At 73.2% G+C, this 18,372-nt stretch carries 15 protein-coding genes and 1 pseudogene; 12 read left to right on the top strand and 4 right to left on the bottom strand.

The genetic code is table 11. The annotated features are described in order from the left end of the window. Positions 1-146: 146 nt before the first annotated feature. The 9 genes and pseudogenes from Ae331Ps2_RS03845 (at position 147) to Ae331Ps2_RS03805 (ending at position 9,255) form a co-directional block, all read left to right on the top strand. On the top strand, positions 147-983 hold the full coding sequence (locus Ae331Ps2_RS03845) for a TauD/TfdA family dioxygenase (RefSeq protein ID WP_075310654.1): 837 nt from the start codon (positions 147-149) through the stop codon (positions 981-983). Positions 984-1,032: 49 nt separating this feature from the next. Next, the gene (locus Ae331Ps2_RS03840) at positions 1,033-2,271 is read left to right on the top strand and encodes a cytochrome P450 (protein ID WP_075310656.1); all 1,239 of its coding nucleotides are present in this window, start codon (positions 1,033-1,035) and stop codon (positions 2,269-2,271) included. Further along, positions 2,268-3,281, top strand: a complete 1,014-nt coding sequence (locus Ae331Ps2_RS03835) for a histidinol-phosphate transaminase (protein ID WP_139318950.1) — start codon at positions 2,268-2,270, stop codon at positions 3,279-3,281. The genes Ae331Ps2_RS03840 and Ae331Ps2_RS03835 overlap by 4 nt, the downstream gene beginning before the upstream one ends. Beyond that, positions 3,278-4,537, top strand: coding sequence for an MFS transporter (locus Ae331Ps2_RS03830; RefSeq protein WP_075310658.1), 1,260 nt, complete (start codon positions 3,278-3,280; stop codon positions 4,535-4,537). The genes Ae331Ps2_RS03835 and Ae331Ps2_RS03830 overlap by 4 nt, the downstream gene beginning before the upstream one ends. 71 nt (positions 4,538-4,608) lie before the next feature. Beyond that, positions 4,609-5,211: a DoxX family membrane protein gene (locus Ae331Ps2_RS03825; protein ID WP_075310660.1), complete on the top strand. Its 603-nt coding sequence runs from the start codon at positions 4,609-4,611 to the stop codon at positions 5,209-5,211. Next, positions 5,208-6,095, top strand: a complete 888-nt coding sequence (locus tag Ae331Ps2_RS03820) for an aminoglycoside phosphotransferase family protein (RefSeq protein WP_075310662.1) — start codon at positions 5,208-5,210, stop codon at positions 6,093-6,095. The genes Ae331Ps2_RS03825 and Ae331Ps2_RS03820 overlap by 4 nt, the downstream gene beginning before the upstream one ends. Before the next feature lie 283 nt (positions 6,096-6,378). After that, positions 6,379-6,846 (top strand): annotated as a pseudogene (locus tag Ae331Ps2_RS34125) (sensor histidine kinase); the annotation flags it as partial. 438 nt (positions 6,847-7,284) lie between these two features. After that, positions 7,285-7,947 (top strand): response regulator transcription factor, encoded by a 663-nt coding sequence (locus Ae331Ps2_RS32995; RefSeq protein WP_139320104.1) that lies wholly within the window; start codon positions 7,285-7,287, stop codon positions 7,945-7,947. A gap of 75 nt (positions 7,948-8,022) precedes the next feature. After that, positions 8,023-9,255, top strand: coding sequence for a glycosyltransferase 87 family protein (locus Ae331Ps2_RS03805; protein ID WP_075310664.1), 1,233 nt, complete (start codon positions 8,023-8,025; stop codon positions 9,253-9,255). Positions 9,256-9,274: 19 nt separating this feature from the next. On the opposite strand, the gene Ae331Ps2_RS03800 is transcribed toward Ae331Ps2_RS03805, so the two are convergent. From Ae331Ps2_RS03800 to Ae331Ps2_RS03785, 4 genes are all read right to left on the bottom strand, one after another. Beyond that, positions 9,275-10,657: an NAD-dependent succinate-semialdehyde dehydrogenase gene (locus tag Ae331Ps2_RS03800; protein WP_075310666.1), complete on the bottom strand. Its 1,383-nt coding sequence runs from the start codon at positions 10,655-10,657 to the stop codon at positions 9,275-9,277. A gap of 55 nt (positions 10,658-10,712) precedes the next feature. Continuing rightward, positions 10,713-11,711 (bottom strand): aldo/keto reductase, encoded by a 999-nt coding sequence (locus tag Ae331Ps2_RS03795; RefSeq protein WP_075310668.1) that lies wholly within the window; start codon positions 11,709-11,711, stop codon positions 10,713-10,715. A 68-nt stretch (positions 11,712-11,779) separates the two neighbouring features. Beyond that, entirely contained in the window at positions 11,780-13,621 is a 1,842-nt protein-coding gene (ilvD, locus tag Ae331Ps2_RS03790; RefSeq protein WP_020627342.1) for a dihydroxy-acid dehydratase, read from the bottom strand. A gap of 178 nt (positions 13,622-13,799) precedes the next feature. Then, positions 13,800-14,348 (bottom strand): PH domain-containing protein, encoded by a 549-nt coding sequence (locus Ae331Ps2_RS03785; RefSeq protein WP_020627341.1) that lies wholly within the window; start codon positions 14,346-14,348, stop codon positions 13,800-13,802. A gap of 425 nt (positions 14,349-14,773) precedes the next feature. Between Ae331Ps2_RS03785 and Ae331Ps2_RS03780 the strand changes: the two genes are divergently transcribed. The 3 genes from Ae331Ps2_RS03780 to ilvC are packed head-to-tail and all read left to right on the top strand — an operon-like array spanning position 14,774 to position 18,135. Continuing rightward, positions 14,774-16,570 carry an acetolactate synthase large subunit gene (locus tag Ae331Ps2_RS03780; protein WP_233147791.1) on the top strand — a complete coding sequence of 599 codons (1,797 nt, stop codon included), beginning with the start codon at positions 14,774-14,776 and terminating at the stop codon, positions 16,568-16,570. Beyond that, positions 16,567-17,076, top strand: coding sequence for an acetolactate synthase small subunit (ilvN, locus tag Ae331Ps2_RS03775; RefSeq protein ID WP_060712994.1), 510 nt, complete (start codon positions 16,567-16,569; stop codon positions 17,074-17,076). The genes Ae331Ps2_RS03780 and ilvN overlap by 4 nt, the downstream gene beginning before the upstream one ends. A gap of 54 nt (positions 17,077-17,130) precedes the next feature. Continuing rightward, a complete protein-coding gene (gene ilvC / locus Ae331Ps2_RS03770) occupies positions 17,131-18,135 on the top strand; it encodes a ketol-acid reductoisomerase (protein WP_075310672.1) in 1,005 nt (334 codons plus the stop codon). The last annotated feature ends 237 nt before the right edge of the window (positions 18,136-18,372 follow it).

Raw genomic sequence — 18,372 nt, 5'->3', positions numbered from 1 at the left:
ACGGGAGGGGAAGTCGGTCCGCCACTGACGATGGCAGTTCGGAGCGGATTCCGACAAGGGTCCGTGACAATTCGACACAGCATTTCCCCGACCGATTCCGCCGGCGCGGTACGGCGGTCGAACAATGCGTACGGAAAGGTTTTCACATGGTTTCGCTCGACGTCCGTCCGGTTTCCGGAGCGCTGGGGGCCGAGGTGCGTGGGCTCGCGCTCGCCGACGTGGACGACGAGGTGTTCGCGCACCTGTACCGGCTCCTGCTCGACCACCTCGTGCTCTTCCTGCCCGACAACGCCGGTCTCGACCCGGCCGACCACGAGGCGTTCGGCAGGCGGCTGGGCCCACTGGAGGTCCACCCGTTCCTGCCGAAGCTGGACGGGCACGACGAGATCGTCCTCCTCGACTCCGACCAGGGGGCGAAGGCCGACGTCTGGCACACCGACGTCACGTTCTCCCAGACCCCGCCGATCGCGTCGGTGCTGCAGATCGTGCAGGGCCCCGAGGTCGGCGGCGACACCATGTGGAGCAACCAGTACCTCGCCTACGAGGCGCTGTCCGCCCCGCTGCGGGAGCTGCTCGACGGGCTCACCGCGCTGCACGTCTTCGAGCACCCGAACGGCTCCTACCGCAGCGAGGCCGAGCATCCGGTCGTCCGGGTGCACCCGGACACCGGGCGGCGCTCGCTGTACGTCAACCGGATGTTCACCCGGCGCATCCCGCAGCTGACCCCGGGGGAGAGCACCGCGCTGCTGGCCCACCTGTTCGACGTCTCCGAGAGCCCGCAGCGGGTCTGCCGCTACCGCTGGAGCGAGGGTGGGGTCGCGATCTGGGACAACCGGGCCACCCAGCACTACGCCGTCAACGACTACACCGGCCGCCGGGTCGGCCGCCGCGTCACCGTGCTCGGCGACCACCCGAAGGGCGAGCCGGCGCGCTGGCCGCACCACCAGGCCGCCGGGATGAGCGCGACGGCCGTCAAGGACTGACCGGCACGACCGGCACGAACCGACCGGCACCGCAGCAGGGGAGACCGCCATGAGCGAGACGACCACCACGAGCGCCGGGTCCGAGGAGTTCCTCGAGACCTACTGGCATGACCCGCACACCGCACTGGCCGGGGCCCGCCGGGACTGCCCGGTCCGCGAGGTCACCTTCGAGACCGGCCCGACCTGGCTGGTCACCCGCTACGCCGACGTCCGGGCGGGGCTGGCCGACGAGCGCCTCGCCAAGGACTGGCGGGCGTCGCTGCCGCCCGCCGAGCGCGCCGCGGCGCCGCCGGGGCTGCCCGCCCCGATGTCGCACATGCTGACCTCGCTCGACCCGCCGGAGCACACCCGGCTGCGCCGGCTGGTGACCCAGGCGTTCACCGCCCGGCGGATCGCGGCGCTGCGGCCGCGGGTCGAGAAGCTGGCCCACGACCTGCTCGACGCGCTCCCCGTCGACGAGCCGGTCGACCTGGTCGGCCGGTACGCGATCCCGCTGCCGATGGAGGTCATCTGCGAGCTGATCGGGGTCCCCGAGCTGGACCGCGAGGACTTCGCCCACTGGTCGACGGTGCTGATCGACGAGTGCCCCGAGCCGGAGCTGGTCCGGGCGTCGAACCAGATGGCCGACTACCTCGGCGGCCTGGTCGCCGCGCGTCGCCGCGACCCCGACGAGGCCCTGCTCTCCGGCCTGATCGCCGCCTCCGAGGACGGCGAGCAGCTCTCCGACATCGAGATCGTCGCGATGGCGATGCTGCTGCTCATGGCCGGGCACGAGACGACGGCGGTGTTCGTGACGAACAGTGTCCGGGTACTGCTGACCGAGCCGGACGCCCGGCGGCGGCTCGCCTCGCCGGAGACGGCCCCCGCGCTGGTCGAGGAGCTGCTGCGGTGGGCGTCGCCGGCGTTGAACGCCTCGCTGCGTTTCGCGACCGAGGACATGGAGATCGGTGGGACGGCGATCCCGCGCGGCGCGTCGGTGACCCTGTCCACCGGGGCCGCGAACCGTGACCCGAGCCGGTTCGACGACCCGACGCGGCTCGACCCCGACCGGGACACCGCCGGGCACGTCGCCTTCGGCCACGGCATCCACCGCTGCCTCGGTGCGGCGCTGGTGCGGCTGGAGGCCGACGTGGCGCTCACCGCGCTGTTCGGCCGGTTCCCGCAGCTGCGGGCCACCGCGGCGGAGGACGAGCTGACCTTCCGGCGCAGCGTGCACGTCCACGCCCCGCGGACCTTCCCTGTGCTGCTGGGCCCCACCCCCGACCAGGAACAGGAGCGACGAGCGTGACCCCCGTCGTCCACCAGCTGTCCTTCAACGAGAACCACTGGCCCGTCCTGCCCGGGGTGCGCGAGGCGCTGACCGGGTCGCTGGACACGATCGGCCACACACTCGACGCGTTGTCCGAGGGCCTCACCGCCGAGATCGCCCGGCGGCTCGGGGTGCCCGCGACCCGGGTCGTCGCGGGCGCGGGATCGGGCGCGCTGCTCCAGCAGTTCCTCGCCGCGCACTGCACCCCCGGCACGACGGTCGTGCACACCGCGCCGTCGTTCGCGATGTACCCGCTGCTGATCCGCAACACCGGCGCGACGGCCGTCGCCGTGCCGGACGGCCCCGACGGCAGCGACCTCGCCGGGGTGGTGAAGGCGGTCACCGACGACACCCGTGTCGTGGTGCTCTGCAACCCGGACAACCCCACCGGTGAGGTACTCGGCACCGCGGCGGTGCAGCAGCTGCTCGACGACCTGCCCCCGCACGTCCTGCTGCTCGTCGACGAGGCCTACCGCGAGTTCGCCGACCCGGACGCGGTCGCCGACGTGCTCGGCCTGGCCGCGCACGACGACCGGGTCGTGGTGGTCCGCACCTTCTCCAAGTCGCACGGGCTGCTGGGCCTGCGGGTGGGCTACCTCGTCGCCGCCGAGCGGGTCACCGCACCGATCCGGCCCAGCACGCCGTTCTACCGGGTGCCGACCCTCGGCCAGGCGGCCGCGCTGGCCGCCATGGACGCCGAGGAGCGGATGCGCGAGCAGTGCCGTGCGGTGGCCGCCGAACGCGACCGGGTCCGCGACGGACTGCTGGCGCTCGGCTTCGACGTGCCGCCCAGCGGCGGCAACTTCGTGTGGGTCCGCCTCGGCGGGCGCAGCCGGGCGTTCGTGGAGCGCCTCGCCGCCGCCGGGATCGCGGTCCGCGACCAGGACGGGCTCGGGGTGCGGGTCAGCACCGGCCTTCCCCCGGCGAACGACGCCGTCCTCGCCGCGGCCGCCGGCTTCGACCCCGCTCCGGGCGGAACCGCGCCGTGACCACCAGCCCGGGCACCCGGCAGGAGACCGCCGCACCGGCCCCTCGGACGTCGCGGCTGTTCATGCCGTTCTACCTCCTCGCGTTCGCCGGGCTGATGGCGACGACGGCCACCCCCGTGGCGGTGACGCTCGCCCTGCGCGCCCAGCAGCTCTACGGCGAGGAGAAGACCGCCGTCCTCGCCACCACCCTGGCGATCGGCACGGTGTTCGCCTCGGTCGCCCAGCCGCTGGGCGGCTGGCTCAGCGACCGCACCGTCTCCCGCTGGGGCCGTCGCCGGCCGTGGCTGGTGCTGGGCCTGCTGGGTGGGGTCGCGGGCCTGCTGGTGATCGCGCTGGTGCCGGAGCGCTGGGGGATGGTGCTCGGCTGGTCGATCGCGTCGCTGTTCCTCAACCTGGCGTTCTCGGCGCTGTTCGCGGTGCTCGCCGACCAGGTCCCGCCGGATCGGCGCGGCCGGGTCTCCGGCTGGATCGGGGTCGCCCTGCAGGCCGGGTTGAGCGCCGGGACCTGGGGCGCGGTCTGGCTGGGGAACCAGCCGGTCGCGCTGTTCCTCGGCCCGGCCGCGTTCGCGGTGCTGACGACCGCGGCGCTGCTCGTCGTGCTGCCCGACCGGTCGGCCGGACCCGGGACGCGCGCCCCGGCCGGGCGCGTCCCGTGGGGCGAGCGCCTCGCCCAGCTGGCGCGCTACCGCGACTTCGGGTTCGTCTGGGCGGGCCGGTTCCTGCTGCTCACCGGCTACTACATCTTCTTCAACTTCCAGCTCTACACCCTGACCGACCACCTGGGCGTGACCGTCGCGGTCGCGACCTCGGTGGTGGCGCTGAACAGCACGCTCAGCGCGGTGCTGAAGCTCGTGGTGGCCCCGCTGGCCGGCTGGCTGTCCGACCGGCTCGGCAGGCGCCGGGTGCTGGTGGGCTGCTCGGCGGCGCTGTTCGCGGTGTCGATGCTGCTGATCGCGCTGGCGCAGGACGTCACGACGTTCGTGCTGGGCGCCTCGGTCGGCTTCGTCGCCTACGGCGTCTTCCTGGCCGTGGACCTCGCGCTGGCGACCGAGGTGCTCCCGGAGGGCGACGCCCACGGCGGTTTCGGCCTGGGGCTGTACAACGTCGCCGGGACGGTCTCGCAGTCCCTCGCACCGGTGGTCGCGGTCTCGGTGCTGGCGGCTTCCGGCGACAGCTACCCGCTGCTGTACACGGTCGCGGCCGGGCTGGTGGCGGCGGCCGTCGTGACGGTGATGTTCGTCCGGTCGGTGCGCTGAGCGGGCCCGGCGCCACTCGGGGCCGCGCGGCGCCGGGGGAGACGACCGGTGTCCCGGTAGGGTCCGGCGCCATGAGCGGGCCCACGCAGCACTACGACTGGGGCAACATCTCCGGCGACGCACCGCCGGAGTCGACCCGGCCGGAGCGGCTCCCGGTGCCCGCGCACGTCTCCTCCGACATCGGGCTGCTCGTGCTGCGCCTGGTCGTCGGCGCCTCGTTCGCCGCGGCCGGTGCGCGGAAGCTCTTCGGCGTCGCGGGCGGCATCGGTCTCGACGCGAGCGCCGCCGCACTCGCCGCCGCCGGGTTCGTCGCGTTCGCCGGGCCGCTGGCGTGGGTGCTCGCGGTCGGCCAGCTGGTGTCCGGCGTGCTGCTCGTACTGGGTCTGCTGACCCCGTTCGCCGCGGCGGGCCTGCTGGCCACGAAGATCGTCGCGGTGACGGTCGCGCTGGTGCCGGTGACCAGCGTGCCGCTGTTCGCCTCGGACGGCGCGAACTCCCTGGAGCTGGACCTGCTGCTCGGCGCCGGGGCCGCGGCGCTGGTGTTTGCCGGGGCCGGGCGGATCGCGCTCGACGCCGGACGCACCTACCAGCGCCGCCCGCTGCCGTGGGCGGTGCTGTCGCTGGTCGTCGGCGTCGCGGTGGCGCTGCTGGTCCTGTTCGTGCTGCGGCGGTGACCGTTCCCGACCAGGCCTGGCTGGGCCCGCTCGCCCGGCGCCGCCGGCGTACGGTCGCGGTCCGCGACCGGACCCCGCTGAGCGGCGGATACGGCTCCGGCGGTGCCGAACGGATCGACCTCGACGACGGCACCGCGGTCGTCCTCAAGCGGACCGGTGCGGTCGAGGCCGCCGCGCTGCGCGCCGTCGCGGTGGTCAACGGCCCCGTGCGGCTCCCGCGGCTGCTCGCCTCCGGCGACGGCTGGGTGCTGCTGGAGCACGTCGACGGGACCCCGCTGCCCGACGACGCCCCCGTCCCCGACGAAGTGTGGCGCACCCTCGCGCTGGTGCACGCGCACTGGCGGCGCAACCGCCCACGCGGCATCCCTGTCGTCGACGACGCCTGGTGGGCGGCCCGGTGCGGGCACGCCGCCGAGCGCCTGCGCACCGCCGGGCACGACGGGGCGGACCTCGTCGCGAGGTGGGCGGACGACGAGCGCGCCCGCACCGCGCTGCGCGTCCTGCCCCGCACCCTGTGCCACGGCGACGCCCACCGGGGGAACGTCCTCGTCGGCCCGTCCGGGGCGACGTTGCTGGACTGGGGCAACGCCCGCGTCGCGGCCGGGTCGCTCGACGTGGTGGTGCTCACCGCGCCGCCCGCCGACGGGCCCGCCGACGCACCGGCGGCGCCGGTCCCCGTGGTCTACCGGGACACGCTCCACGCCGCTCTGGGCGCACCGGACCCGCCCGCGATGGTCGCTGCCGAGACCGCGTGGGCGCGAGCCCAGGCCCACGTGCAGTACCTGTCGTTCGCCGCCGATCACCAGCCGGGCGACCGGGCCACCTCCATGGTCGCCGTGGTGACCGCGGCGCTGGACGAGTTCGGCGCGATCGTGGGTGGGTGACGTGGGCGGCCTGTGGTCGGACGTGCGGTCGGCGCGGGTGCCGGTGTGGCCGGACAGCGGCCGCCGGGTCTGGCCGCGATGGCCGTTCCTGCCGGCGGCACTGGGCGTGGCGGCCCTGGCCGTCCTCACCTTCCAGCAGCTCGACGACGTTCTGCTGCTCGCACGGGCGGTCTGTTTCGCGATCGCCCTGGTGGTGGCCCGCGACCGCCCGGGGTGGGCACTCGCGGCCACGGTGCTCCTGCAGCTTCCGTGGCCGGGACCCGGCGGTGCACCGCTCCCCTGGATGGTGGACACCCATCTCTCCCAGGCGGCGATCCTGCTCGTCGCGGCGTCGGCGCTGCGGCCGCGGAGCACCGCCGTCCTGGGAGGTCTGATGGCGCTCGCCGCGACGCTCCGGACGGTCGTCTCGCCGGACTCGGGGCAATGGACGGGCCCAGAGTGGTCGCTCGCCGTGCTGTGGGTCGTCTCGATGCTGCTGGCCGCTGCGGTGGGGATCCGGAGCCGGGACCGGTGGTCGGCACTCGTGGACGAGCAGCAGGAGCTCCGGACGCGGGCACTCCGGACGGAGCGGGACCGTATCGGGCGGGAGCTGCACGACGTCGTCGCCCACCACCTGTCGGTCCTGGCGGTGCGCTCGGCCAGCGCGACCCGACGCATCCCGGGCGTCCCCGACTCGGCCGCCGTCGAGTTCGACGAGCTCGCCGCCCTGTCCCGGTCCGCTCTCGCCGACATGCGTCGCCTGGTCGGGGTGCTGCGCGACGACGACCCGGACGACGATCCGCACCGGGCCGGGAACGCGCCCCAGCCCGGTCTCTCCGACCTGCCGGCCCTGGTCGAGGCCACCCGGGGAGCCGGCTGCCCGGTCACCCTCGACGTGGACGGCGGCGACCGCGTCCCCGACGTCGTCGCCGTCTCGGTGCACCGGATCGTGCAGGAGGCGTTGGCCAACGCCGTCCGGCACGCGACGGGCGCCGCGATCGATGTCCGGGTCACGGCCACGCCCGGCGGACCGGTGTGCATCGAGGTCACCAACGCCCGCCCGCCGGCACCGCCCGTGCCGGCACCGGGGGGCGGGGACCGGGCTGCGTGCCATGGCCGAGCGTGCCCGTCTGCTCGGCGGGACGCTGGAGAGCGGCCCGACCGACGACGGCGGGTTCGTCGTCCGGGCCCGTCTGCCGTGGGGGACGACGTGATCGGTGTCGTGGTGGTGGACGACCAGGCCATGGTGCGTGCCGGCTTCGCGGCGTTGCTGGACGCGGAACCGGACATCACCGTCCTCGGCGAGGCGGCCGACGGACGGGAAGCGGTCGCCGTCGTCCGGGACCGCCGTCCCGACGTGGTTCTGATGGACGTCCGGATGCCGGTCCTCGACGGCATCGCGGCCACCCGGGAGCTGCTGGCGGACGCGCGTGGCCATCGCCCCCGTGTCGTCGTGTTGACGACCTTCGACGTCGACGACTACGTCTACGAGGCGCTCCGTTCCGGGGCGAGCGGGTTCCTGCTGAAGGACGCCCCGCCGGACGTGCTCGCCACCGCGGTGCGCACGGTCGCCGCAGGCGACGCACTGCTGGCGCCGTCGGTGACGCGCCGGATGATCGAGCGGTTCGCGGCCCACCGCCCGCCGTCACGCGCGGAGACCGCACGCCTGGCCGCACTCACCTCCCGTGAACGGGACGTGCTGCGGCTGATCGCCCGCGGCCTGTCGAACCGCGAGATCGCCGCCGACCTGGTCGTCGCGGAAGAGACGGTCAAGTCGCACGTCGGGAGGCTGTTCTCCAAGCTGCACCTGCGCGACCGGGCCCAGGCCGTCGTGGTCGCCTACGAGAGCGGACTGGTCGAACCGGGGCGCTGATCCCCCTGGAGAGCCGGACGGGGTTCCCGCCCCGGGGTGACGCCTCGGCCCCCTCCACCACCGGAGGGTGCCGTCATGCTGCTCTCGCGCCACGGACCGCTGCTCCCGCTCGCGACGTTCGCCGCATCGGTGGGCGTGGCCTTCCTGTTCCTGCACGGGATCGAGGGCATCGGGCTCCTGTCGACCGGGTGGACGGCCCAGTACCGGATCGACCTCGACGTGTACCGCCAGGCGGCCCAGGCGTGGCTGACGGGACGACCGCTCTACACCGAGGTGTTCCCGACCGGGTACGGCGAGCCCCTGCCGTTCGTGTACCCGCCGATCGCGGCGGTGCTGTTCGTCCCACTCACGTCGGTGCCGATGCCGCTCGCGGCCACGCTGCTGACCGTGGTGTCGGCCGCGCTGGTGCCGGTCGTGGGAGCGGCGATGCAGCGCGCGGTGGGCCGACCGGTCCGGGCCCGGTGGCTCGCGGCGGCGACTCCGGTGGTGCTGCTGACCGACCCGGTCCGGTTGGTGTTGTTCCTCGGCCAGGTCAACATCCTCCTGGTCGGCCTGGTCGCTGCCGGGCTGCTCGCCCGGGGTGCGTTCTGGGACCGGTGGCGCGGGGTGCCGATCGGGCTCGCGGCGGCGGTCAAGCTGACGCCGCTGGTCTTCGTGGTCTGGCTGGTCATGCGGGGTGACCGCCGGGGGGCCGTCGTCGCGCTGGCCACCTTCGCGGCGTCGATCGTGCTCGGTGCGGTGCTCGCTCCGGCGGACTCGGTCGCCTTCTGGTCCGAGCGGCTCAGCGGGGTCGGGATCCCGCTCGATCTCGGCTACGTCGAGAACCAGAGCCTGCGCGGGATCCTGGTCCGGTCCGGTGCGACCGGCACCGTGACGATCGGCTTGTGGTGCGTGGCGGCCGCCGCGGTGGGCGCGGCTGCACTGGTCCTGGCCCGGCGCTGCATACGGGAGGGGTTCCCGCTGGTGGGGGCGGCGGTACTGGCCGTCGCCGGGGCGCTGGTCTCGCCGATCTCGTGGTCGCATCACTGGGTCTGGGTCCTGGCCTTCGGGCCCGTCCTGGTCGAGCACGCGCGGCGGAGCCGCTCCCGAGCGCTGTGCGGGGTGCTCCTCGCCGGTGTGCCGTTGTTCGCGATCGGGCCCCACTGGCTGGTCCGGAACGGGAGCGGCGGTGTGCTGGACCAGCTGGTCGCCGCCAATCTGCCGCTCTGGGGACTCGCCGTCCTCGTCGCGATCGCGTGGTCCCTGCGCCGGGACACGGTCGCCGAGAGGCACCCCACGGCTGCCGGGCGCGTCCGCGGACGGCCCTGAGGTGCCTCTCGGCGTGCCCTCAGTCGCGGGCCTCGGCCGTACGGCGCAGCCGGGTGTTGACGAACTCGCCCATGCCCCAGCGGCCCAGCTCGCGGCCGAAGCCGGAGCGCTTCACCCCGCCGAAGGGGAGTCCGGGCAGCGTGGTGCCGTGCTCGTTGACGTAGGCCATGCCCACATCGAGGCGGTCGGCGACCTCCCGGGCGCGGTCGGAGTCGGTGCTCCACACCGACCCGCTGAGCCCGAAGTCCACGTCGTTGGCCAGGGAGACGGCCTCGTCGACGGAGTCGACGCCGTACACCACCGCGACCGGGCCGAAGATCTCCTCGGAGTAGGCGTCCATGTCCTTCGTGACGCCGGTCAGGACCGCGGGGCGGAGGAAGGCGCCGTCGCCGTCGACGACGTCGCCGCCGGTGTGCAGGGTGGCGCCCTGCTGCACGGCGCGACGCACCTGCTCGGCGACGCCGTCGCGGGCGGTGACCGAGGACAGCGGGCCGAGCCGGGTGCCGGGGTCGGTCGGGTCGCCCGGTTCGGTCGACTCGAACGTCGAGACCAGCACCGACACGAACTCCTCGACCTTGTCGTTCGGCACGATCATCCGCTTCGGGGAGTTGCAGGCCTGGCCGGCGTTCATCAGGCGGGCCCGGGCGGCGACCTTCGCGGTGCGGGCGATGTCGGCGTCGTCGAGCACGATGAGGGCGTCCGAGCCGCCCAGCTCCAGCACGGCCTTCTTCAGGTTCCGGCCCGCGGTCTCGGCGACCGCGGCACCGGCCCGCTCGCTGCCGGTCAGCGAGATCCCGCGCACCCGCGGGTCGGCGATCATCTCCGCGATCTGGTCGTTGGTCGCGTACACGTTGACGTAGACGTCGGCCGGGACGCCGGCGTCGTGGAAGATCTCGGCCATCACCGCGGCCGACGCCGCGCAGATCGGGGCGTGCTTGAGGACGATCGTGTTGCCCACCATCAGGTTCGGCGCGACGAAGCGCGCCACCTGGTAGTAGGGGAAGTTCCACGGCATGACGCCGATCAGCGGCCCGACCGGCTCGGTCTGCACCACCGACTCCGCGGCGCCCTGCGGGTCGAGCGTCTCCTGCTCCAGCAGTTCCGGGCCGTGCTCGGCGTACCAGCGGTAGATCGACGCCGCCAGCGCCACCTCGCCCGCGGCCTCCCGGACCGGCTTGCCCATCTCGGTCGCGATCAGGGTGGCGAGCTCGTCACGGCGGGCCTCGTAGGCCTCGGCGACCCGGACCAGGATCTGCGCCCGGTCCCCGACCGGGGTCGAACGCCAGGACGGGAACGCCTCGGTGACCCGGCGCAGGACGTCACCGACCTCGGCGTCGGTGAGCTCGGGGAACTCGTTCTCGGTCTTCCCGGTGGCGGGGTTGGTCGTGACGTAGGAGGTCATGTACGACGGGTGTCCTTCCTCGGAAACGGGCAAACATCGCAGAGTCATCGCAGGGTCAACGCCCGACGTTGCGCTGCAGGTGCTCCGGGTAGCGCTCGCCCGCGACCGCGGACGCCGGTGCGGCGGCCTCGATCTCGGCGAGCTCCTGCGCGGTCAGCTCCAGCGTCGCCGCCTCGACGTTCTGCTCCAGGTAGGTCCGGCGCTTGGTGCCCGGGATCGGGACGACGTGCTCCCCGCGGCTCTGCACCCAGGCCAGCGCGAGCTGCCCGGCGGTGACCCCACGGCGCTGCGCGACGGCCTTCAGCGCGTCGACGATCGCGAGGTTGGCGGCCAGGTTTTCCTCGGAGAAGCGGGGCAGGCCGCGGCGCATGTCGCCCTCGCCGAACTGGCCGGTCGAGGTGATCGCGCCGGTCAGGAAGCCGCGGCCCAGCGGGGAGAACGGCACGATGCCGACACCGAGCTCCGCGCAGGTGGGCGCGACGGAGCGCTCGATGTCACGCGTCCACAGCGACCACTCCGACTGCACCGCGGCCGGCGGGTGCACCGCGTGCGCGCGGCGCAGCGTGTCCGCGCCGCACTCGGACAGGCCGTAGTGGCGGATCTTCCCCTCCTCGATCAGCCCGACGAGCGCGCCGACGGTCTCCTCGATCGGCGTGTCCGGGTCGACCCGGTGCTGGTAGTACAGGTCGATGTGGTCGACGCGCAGGCGCCGCAGCGACTCCTCGACGCACTGCCGCACGTAGGCGGCGTCGCCCCGGGCGCCCTGGTTGCCGTCCGCGTCGCGGGTGATGCCGAACTTCGTGGCCAGGACCACGCGGTCGCGCCGGTCGGCGATCGCGGCGCCGACGAGCTCCTCGTTGGCGCCGTCGCCGTAGACGTTCGCGGTGTCGAGCAGGGTGACGCCCAGGTCGAGGGCGCGGTGGATCGTCGCGATCGACTCGGCGCGGTCGGAGGTGTCGCCGTAGGCCTGGCTCATGCCCATGCAGCCCAGGCCCTGGGCAGAGACGGTGAGATCGCCGAGTCGACGGGTTCCGAGGCCGGTTCCGGTAGCCATGCCAATCAACCTAGACGCGAACGGCCCCGGTCCGCAGGGCGCGGACCGGGGCCGTCGTGACGTGCGGATCAGGGGATGCGGCGGACCGCCCCGGTGTCGGCGCTGGTCGCCATGTGGGCGTAGGCGCGCAGCGCCTTCGACACGACGCGCTGCCGGTCCACGGGCTGCCACGGCCGCTCGGAGGACTCCATCTTGGCGCGCCGGTCGGCGAGCACCTCGGGATCGACGAGCAGCTCCAGGGACCGGGCGCGGACGTCGAGCCGGATCCGGTCGCCGTTCTCGACCAGGCCGATCGTGCCGCCGGCGGCCGCCTCGGGGGAGACGTGGCCGACCGAGATGCCCGACGAGCCACCGGAGAACCGGCCGTCGGTGATCAGGGCGCAGACCCTGCCCAGCCCGGCGCCCTTGAGGAACGCGGTCGGGTGCAGCATCTCCTGCATACCCGGCCCGCCTGCGGGGCCCTCGTAGCGGATGACCAGCACGTCGCCGGGCTTGATCTCCTTCTTGAGGATCGCCGAGACGGCCTCCTCCTGGCTCTCCAGCACCACGGCCGGGCCCTCGAACTCCCAGATGTCCTCGGGGATGCCCGCGGTCTTGATCACGGCGCCGTCGACCGAGAGGTTGCCGCGCAGCACGGCCAGGCCGCCGTCGGCGGAGTAGGCGTGCTCGATGTCGCGGATGCAGCCGCCCGCGGCGTCGGTGTCGAGGCTCGACCAGCGGTTCTCGGTGGAGAACGCCTGCGTGGTCCGGACCCCGCCCGGCGCGGCGTGGTAGAGCTCGATCGCGGTCTCCGACGGCGCCGACGACCGGATGTCCCACTCGGTGAGCCACTGCTCCAGCGAGGGGGAGTGCACCGCGTGCACCCCGGTGTTGAGCAGCCCGGCCCGCCACAGCTCGCCCAGCAGGGCGGGGATGCCACCGGCCCGGTGGACGTCCTCCATGTGGTAGTCCGAGTTCGGCGCGACCTTGGACAGGCACGGCACCCGCCGGGAGATCGCGTCGATCGCGGCCAGGTCGAAGTCGATCTCGCCCTCCTGGGCGGCGGCCAGGATGTGCAGCACCGTGTTGGTGGAGCCGCCCATCGCGACGTCGAGGGCCATCGCGTTCTCGAACGCCTCGCGGGTGGCGATGTTGCGGGGCAGCGCGGAGGCGTCGTCGTCGCGGTACCAGCGGGTCGCCAGGTCCATCACGGTGCGGCCCGCGTTCAGGAACAGCTCGCGGCGCGCGGCGTGGGTGGCGAGGGTGGAGCCGTTGCCCGGCAGCGAGAGCCCGAGGGCCTCGGTGAGGCAGTTCATCGAGTTCGCGGTGAACATCCCGGAGCAGGACCCGCAGGTCGGGCAGGCCGAGCGCTCGACCTCGGCCAGGCCGGCGTCGTCCACCTCCGACGACGCGGACGCCGAGATCGCGGTGATCAGGTCGGTGGGGGCCTGCGCGACGCCGCCGACGACGACCGCCTTGCCGGCCTCCATCGGCCCGCCGGAGACGAACACGGTCGGGATGTTCAGCCGCATCGCGGCGTTCAGCATGCCCGGCGTGATCTTGTCGCAGTTGGAGATGCAGACCAGGGCGTCGGCCGCGTGGCCGTTGACCATGTACTCCACCGCGTCGGCGATGATCTCGCGGCTGGGCAGCGAGTAGAGCATCCCGCCGTGGCCCATCGCGATGCCGTCGTCGACGGCGATCGTGTTGAACTCCTTGGCGACCCCGCCCGCCTCCTTGATCGCGCCCGCGACGAGGTCACCCATGTCCTTGAGGTGCACGTGGCCGGGCACGAACTGGGTGTAGGAGTTGGCGATCGCGACGATCGGCTTGCCGAAGTCGTCGTCACCCATGCCGGTCGCGCGCCAGAGCGAACGCGCTCCGGCGGCGTTGCGACCGTGGGTGGTGACGCGGGAACGCAGGGCGGGCATCGGTCTTCTCCAGCCGGGTCTTCCGTGGTGGTTCGTGAGGGGACCCCGGTGGGCGCGTCGCGGAGCGTGGGCGCGAGCCGCCCGGGGTGCGGCGCGACGGCGGCGGGGCGGGTCGCGTCCCGTCGGCCGGCGGGCCGATCGCCCGCAACCGTACGCCCCGCGACGGGCGTCGGTGTCGTCAGTGACCCTCGGCCGGGTCCTCCTCCGGCTCGGTCACCGCGGCCGGGTCGGCGAAGCGGCCGCCGCTGGCGACCGAGAGCGCGGGCAGGTCGCGTGCGTGCACCGCGGGCAGGACGAGGTCGTCGTCCTCACCCAGCACCGCGCTGACCCGCGAGCGCGAGCCGATCCGCAGACCGCGCACGTCGTCCCAGTCCACGGTGCGGGAGGAGAACGCGCTGCGCACGGTCAGCGTCTCCGGGTCCACGGTGGTGCGGACCCGCAGGATCCAGGCGATCGCCGCCACCGGGAGCACGAGCACGACCCAGAACCACGGCAGGCTGAACACCAGCGGCGTCGACCCGACGACCGCGACCAGGATGGCGAAGATGGTCAGCCGGCTCGGCTTGAACACCAGCGCGCGCGAGCCCACGCGGAGCTTGCGGCCCTCGTCGCGGACCCGTGGGGTCCACGCCAGCTCGCTGTCCACCTGCTGGGACGCCGCCGTGGCCCGCGGCGCGGCGGCGGAGGTGGTGTCGGCGGGGACGGCGTGGTCGTCGGTGCTGCTCACGACCCCAGTGTGGCAAACGGGGGCGGGGTGACGGCGGCCCGGACGGGTGGGGTCGTTTGACTCCGTCCGTGGGACGCGTGCTAGCGTCGACGCATGTTCGCCGTTCGAATTCTCGTACTTCTTGGGCGCGTCGTCGCCTGAGTTCGACCATCTCGAACGACGACGCGCTCACCCTCGCAGCGCCCGGAGCAACCGGGCGGCGGGGGTTTTTTCATGTCCAGCCCATGTCCGGCATCTGATCGACACGATCTCCAGCGAGGCAGACCCAGATGACCACCGTCCCCGCCAAGTCCGGCTCGTCCGGCCCGAAGCCGGGCCCGCCGCCCGGCCGGTCCGCCGCTCCGGCCGGCACCACGACGTCCCGCAGTCACACCTCTGCGCTCGCCGACACCGCCGTCCCCGGTCCGCGGATCGTGGACGAGCCCATGACCGGCGCCCAGTCCCTGGTGCGTTCGCTCGAGGAGATCGGCTGCGAGGTCGTCTTCGGGCTGCCCGGCGGGACGATCCTGCCCGCCTACGACCCGCTCCTGGACTCGACGAAGGTGCGTCACATCCTCGTCCGCCACGAGCAGGGCGCCGGACACGCTGCGACCGGTTACGCGCAGGCCACCGGCAAGGTCGGGGTCTGCATGGCGACGTCCGGACCGGGGGCCACGAACCTGGTCACCCCGATCGCGGACGCGCACATGGACTCGGTGCCGCTGGTGGCCATCACGGGTCAGCAGACCCGGCCGCTGATCGGCACCGACGCCTTCCAGGAGGCCGACATCACCGGCATCACCATGCCGGTGACCAAGCACAACATGCTGGTGACCGACGCGACGGAGATCCCGCGCGCGATCGCCGAGGCCTTCCACCTGGCGTCCACCGGCCGGCCCGGTCCGGTCCTGGTGGACATCCCGAAGGACGTGCTGCAGGAGCAGACCACGTTCTCCTGGCCCCCGGAGCTGCAGCTGCCCGGCTACCGGCCGACGACCCGGCCGCACGGCAAGCAGATCCGCGAGGCCGCCCGGCTCATCCGCGAGTCGGCCAAGCCGGTGCTCTACGTCGGCGGCGGCGTCCTCAAGGCCGAGGCCGCCGAAGAGCTTCGGGAGCTGGCCGAGCTGACCGGGGCGCCCGTCGTCACCACCCTGATGGCGCGCGGTGTGTTCCCCGACAGCCACCCGCTGCACCTGGGCATGCCCGGGATGCACGGCACCGTCGCCGCGGTCGCGGCGATGCAGCGCGCCGACCTGCTGGTCGCCCTCGGCTCCCGGTTCGACGACCGGGTCACCGGCAAGCTGGAGAGCTTCGCCCCCGAGGCGAAGATCATCCACGCCGACATCGACCCGGCCGAGATCTCCAAGAACCGGCGCGCCGACGTGCCGATCGTCGGGGACTGCAAGGAGGTCCTGGCCGACCTGGTCGAGGCCGTCCGTGCCGACCGCGCCGAGCACGGCGAGCCGGACCTGTCCTCCTGGTGGAAGCAGGTCGGCGGGCTGCGCGACCGCTACCCGCTCGGCTACGACGAGCCGAGCGACGGTGCGCTGTCCCCGCAGTACGTGATCGAGCGGATCGGCGCGATCGCCGGGCCCGACGCGATCTACGCCGCGGGGGTCGGCCAGCACCAGATGTGGGCCGCCCAGTTCGTCAAGTACGAGAAGCCGCGGACCTGGCTGAACTCGGGCGGGCTCGGGACCATGGGCTACGCGGTCCCGGCCGCGATGGGCGCCAAGGTCGGCGCGCCGGACACCGTCGTCTGGTGCATCGACGGCGACGGCTGCTTCCAGATGACCAACCAGGAGCTCGCCACCTGCGCGATCGAGGGCATCCCGATCAAGGTCGCCGTCATCAACAACGGCAACCTCGGCATGGTCCGCCAGTGGCAGAACCTGTTCTACGGCGAGCGGTACTCCAACACCGACCTCAACACCCACAAGCTGCGCATCCCGGACTTCCCGATGCTCGCGCAGGCGATGGGCTGCGAGGGGCTGCGGGTCGAGTCCAAGTCCGACGTCGACCGGGTCATCCACCAGGCCATGGAGATCAACGACCGGCCGGTCGTCGTGGAGTTCGTCGTCGGCGCCGACGCCCAGGTGTGGCCGATGGTCGCCGCGGGGATGAGCAACGACGAGATCAACGTCCGGCGCGACATCCGGCCGGAGTTCGAGCACGACGAGCTGGCCGCCTCGGTCGACGCGGTCGCCGATGTCACCGAGCAGGCCCTGGAGGGCGAGAAGTGAGCGAGCTCCACACCCTCTCGGTCCTGGTCGAGGACAAGCCGGGCGTGCTGGCCCGGGTCTCCGGGCTGTTCTCCCGGCGCGGGTTCAACATCAACTCCCTCGCCGTGGGCCCGACCGAGCACCCCGACGTCTCCCGGATGACGATCGTCGTCGAGGTGGACGAGCTCCCGATGGAGCAGGTCACCAAGCAGCTCAACAAGCTGGTGCACGTCATCAAGATCGTCGAGCTGGAGCCGGACGCCTCGGTGCAGCGCGAGCTGCTGCTGGTCAAGGTCCGGGCCGACGCCACGGTGCGCAGCCAGGTCGTCGAGACCGTGCAGCTGTTCCGCGCCAAGGTGGTCGACGTCTCGCCGGAGGCACTGACCGTCGAGGCCACCGGTTCGGCCGACAAGCTCACCGCGCTCCTGCGCATGCTGGAGCCCTACGGGATCCGCGAGATGGTGAAGTCCGGGATGGTGGCCGTCGGCCGCGGCCCCCGGTCCATCACCGCCGCGGCCGTCCGTTAGACAGACCGCGTAGCCGACGGCTACACACCCCCTGAGAGGAACCGTCCCAGAGCCATGAGTGTCAACATCTACTACGACGCCGACGCCGACCTGTCGATCATCCAGGGCCGCAAGGTCGCCGTGATCGGCTACGGCTCCCAGGGGCACGCGCACTCGCTGTCGCTGCGTGACTCCGGGGTCGAGGTGAAGATCGGTCTGCCCGAGGGCTCCAAGTCCCGGCAGAAGGCCGCCGACGAGGGGCTCGAGGTCGGCACGCCGGCCGAGGTCTCCGCCTGGGCGGACGTGATCATGGTCCTGGCGCCCGACACCAAGCAGCGCTTCATCTACGCCCAGGACATCGAGCCGAACCTGAAGGACGGCGACGCGCTGTTCTTCGGGCACGGCTTCAACATCCGCTACGAGCTGATCAAGCCCCCGGGAGGCGTCGACGTCGCCATGGTCGCCCCGAAGGGCCCGGGCCACCTGGTCCGCCGCCAGTTCGTCGACGGCAAGGGCGTCCCCGCCCTGATCGCCGTCGAGCAGGACGCCTCGGGCAACGCCAAGGCACTCGCGCTCTCCTACGCGGCCGGGATCGGCGGTGCCCGCGCGGGCGTCATCGAGACCACCTTCAAGGAGGAGACCGAGACCGACCTGTTCGGTGAGCAGGCCGTGCTCTGCGGCGGTGCCGCCGCGCTGGTCCAGACCGGTTTCGAGGTGCTGACCGAGGCCGGTTACGCCCCGGAGATCGCCTACTTCGAGTGCCTGCACGAGCTCAAGCTGATCGTCGACCTCATGTACGAGGGCGGCATCGCCAACGAGCGCTTCTCCATCTCCGACACCGCCGAGTACGGCGACCTCACCCGCGGCCCGCGCGTCATCACGCCCGCGGTCAAGGCCGAGATGCAGAAGATCCTGGGCGAGATCCAGGACGGCACCTTCGCCCGCGAGTGGGTGGCCGAGGACGAGGCCGGCCGCGGCAACTACACCAAGCTGCAGCAGCAGGGCGCCGAGCACCCGATCGAGCAGGTCGGCGAGAAGCTCCGCGGCCTGATGAGCTGGGTCGGCGAGAAGGCCAAGTGACCCTCGTATGACCCTCTGCCGGACGCGTCCGGCAGGATGAATCCGCCCGGGCCCCAGACGGCCCGCGGATGCCCGGGTCCGGACGCACCCATCCGGACCAGGCGACGCGAAACCCCCGTACCGGCGACACCGGGCGGGGGTTTCGCGCGTTCGGGGTGTGCCGTGCGACGACCCGTCCGTCCGTCCCGGTCCGCGACGGCCCGCGCGGTCCTAGGATGGTCGACGTTCGCGCACCGA

Origin of the sequence: Pseudonocardia sp. Ae331_Ps2 (assembly GCF_001932405.1) — a bacterium.
GTDB lineage: Bacteria > Actinomycetota > Actinomycetes > Mycobacteriales > Pseudonocardiaceae > Pseudonocardia.
This window is presented reverse-complemented; position numbering and strand designations above follow the sequence as displayed.

What these genes read in the sequence shown, in the direction of transcription:
- Ae331Ps2_RS03780 (WP_233147791.1), top strand. Translation starts at nt 14,774, where the DNA reads ATGACCGGCGCCCAGTCCCTGGTGCGTTCGCTCGAGGAGATCGGCTGC.
- Ae331Ps2_RS03845 (WP_075310654.1), top strand. Translation starts at nt 147, where the DNA reads ATGGTTTCGCTCGACGTCCGTCCGGTTTCCGGAGCGCTGGGGGCCGAG.
- Ae331Ps2_RS03805 (WP_075310664.1), top strand. Translation starts at nt 8,023, where the DNA reads ATGCTGCTCTCGCGCCACGGACCGCTGCTCCCGCTCGCGACGTTCGCC.
- Ae331Ps2_RS03800 (WP_075310666.1), bottom strand. Translation starts at nt 10,657, where the DNA reads ATGACCTCCTACGTCACGACCAACCCCGCCACCGGGAAGACCGAGAAC.
- ilvC (WP_075310672.1), top strand. Translation starts at nt 17,131, where the DNA reads ATGAGTGTCAACATCTACTACGACGCCGACGCCGACCTGTCGATCATC.
- Ae331Ps2_RS03825 (WP_075310660.1), top strand. Translation starts at nt 4,609, where the DNA reads ATGAGCGGGCCCACGCAGCACTACGACTGGGGCAACATCTCCGGCGAC.
- ilvD (WP_020627342.1), bottom strand. Translation starts at nt 13,621, where the DNA reads ATGCCCGCCCTGCGTTCCCGCGTCACCACCCACGGTCGCAACGCCGCC.
- Ae331Ps2_RS03795 (WP_075310668.1), bottom strand. Translation starts at nt 11,711, where the DNA reads ATGGCTACCGGAACCGGCCTCGGAACCCGTCGACTCGGCGATCTCACC.
- Ae331Ps2_RS03840 (WP_075310656.1), top strand. Translation starts at nt 1,033, where the DNA reads ATGAGCGAGACGACCACCACGAGCGCCGGGTCCGAGGAGTTCCTCGAG.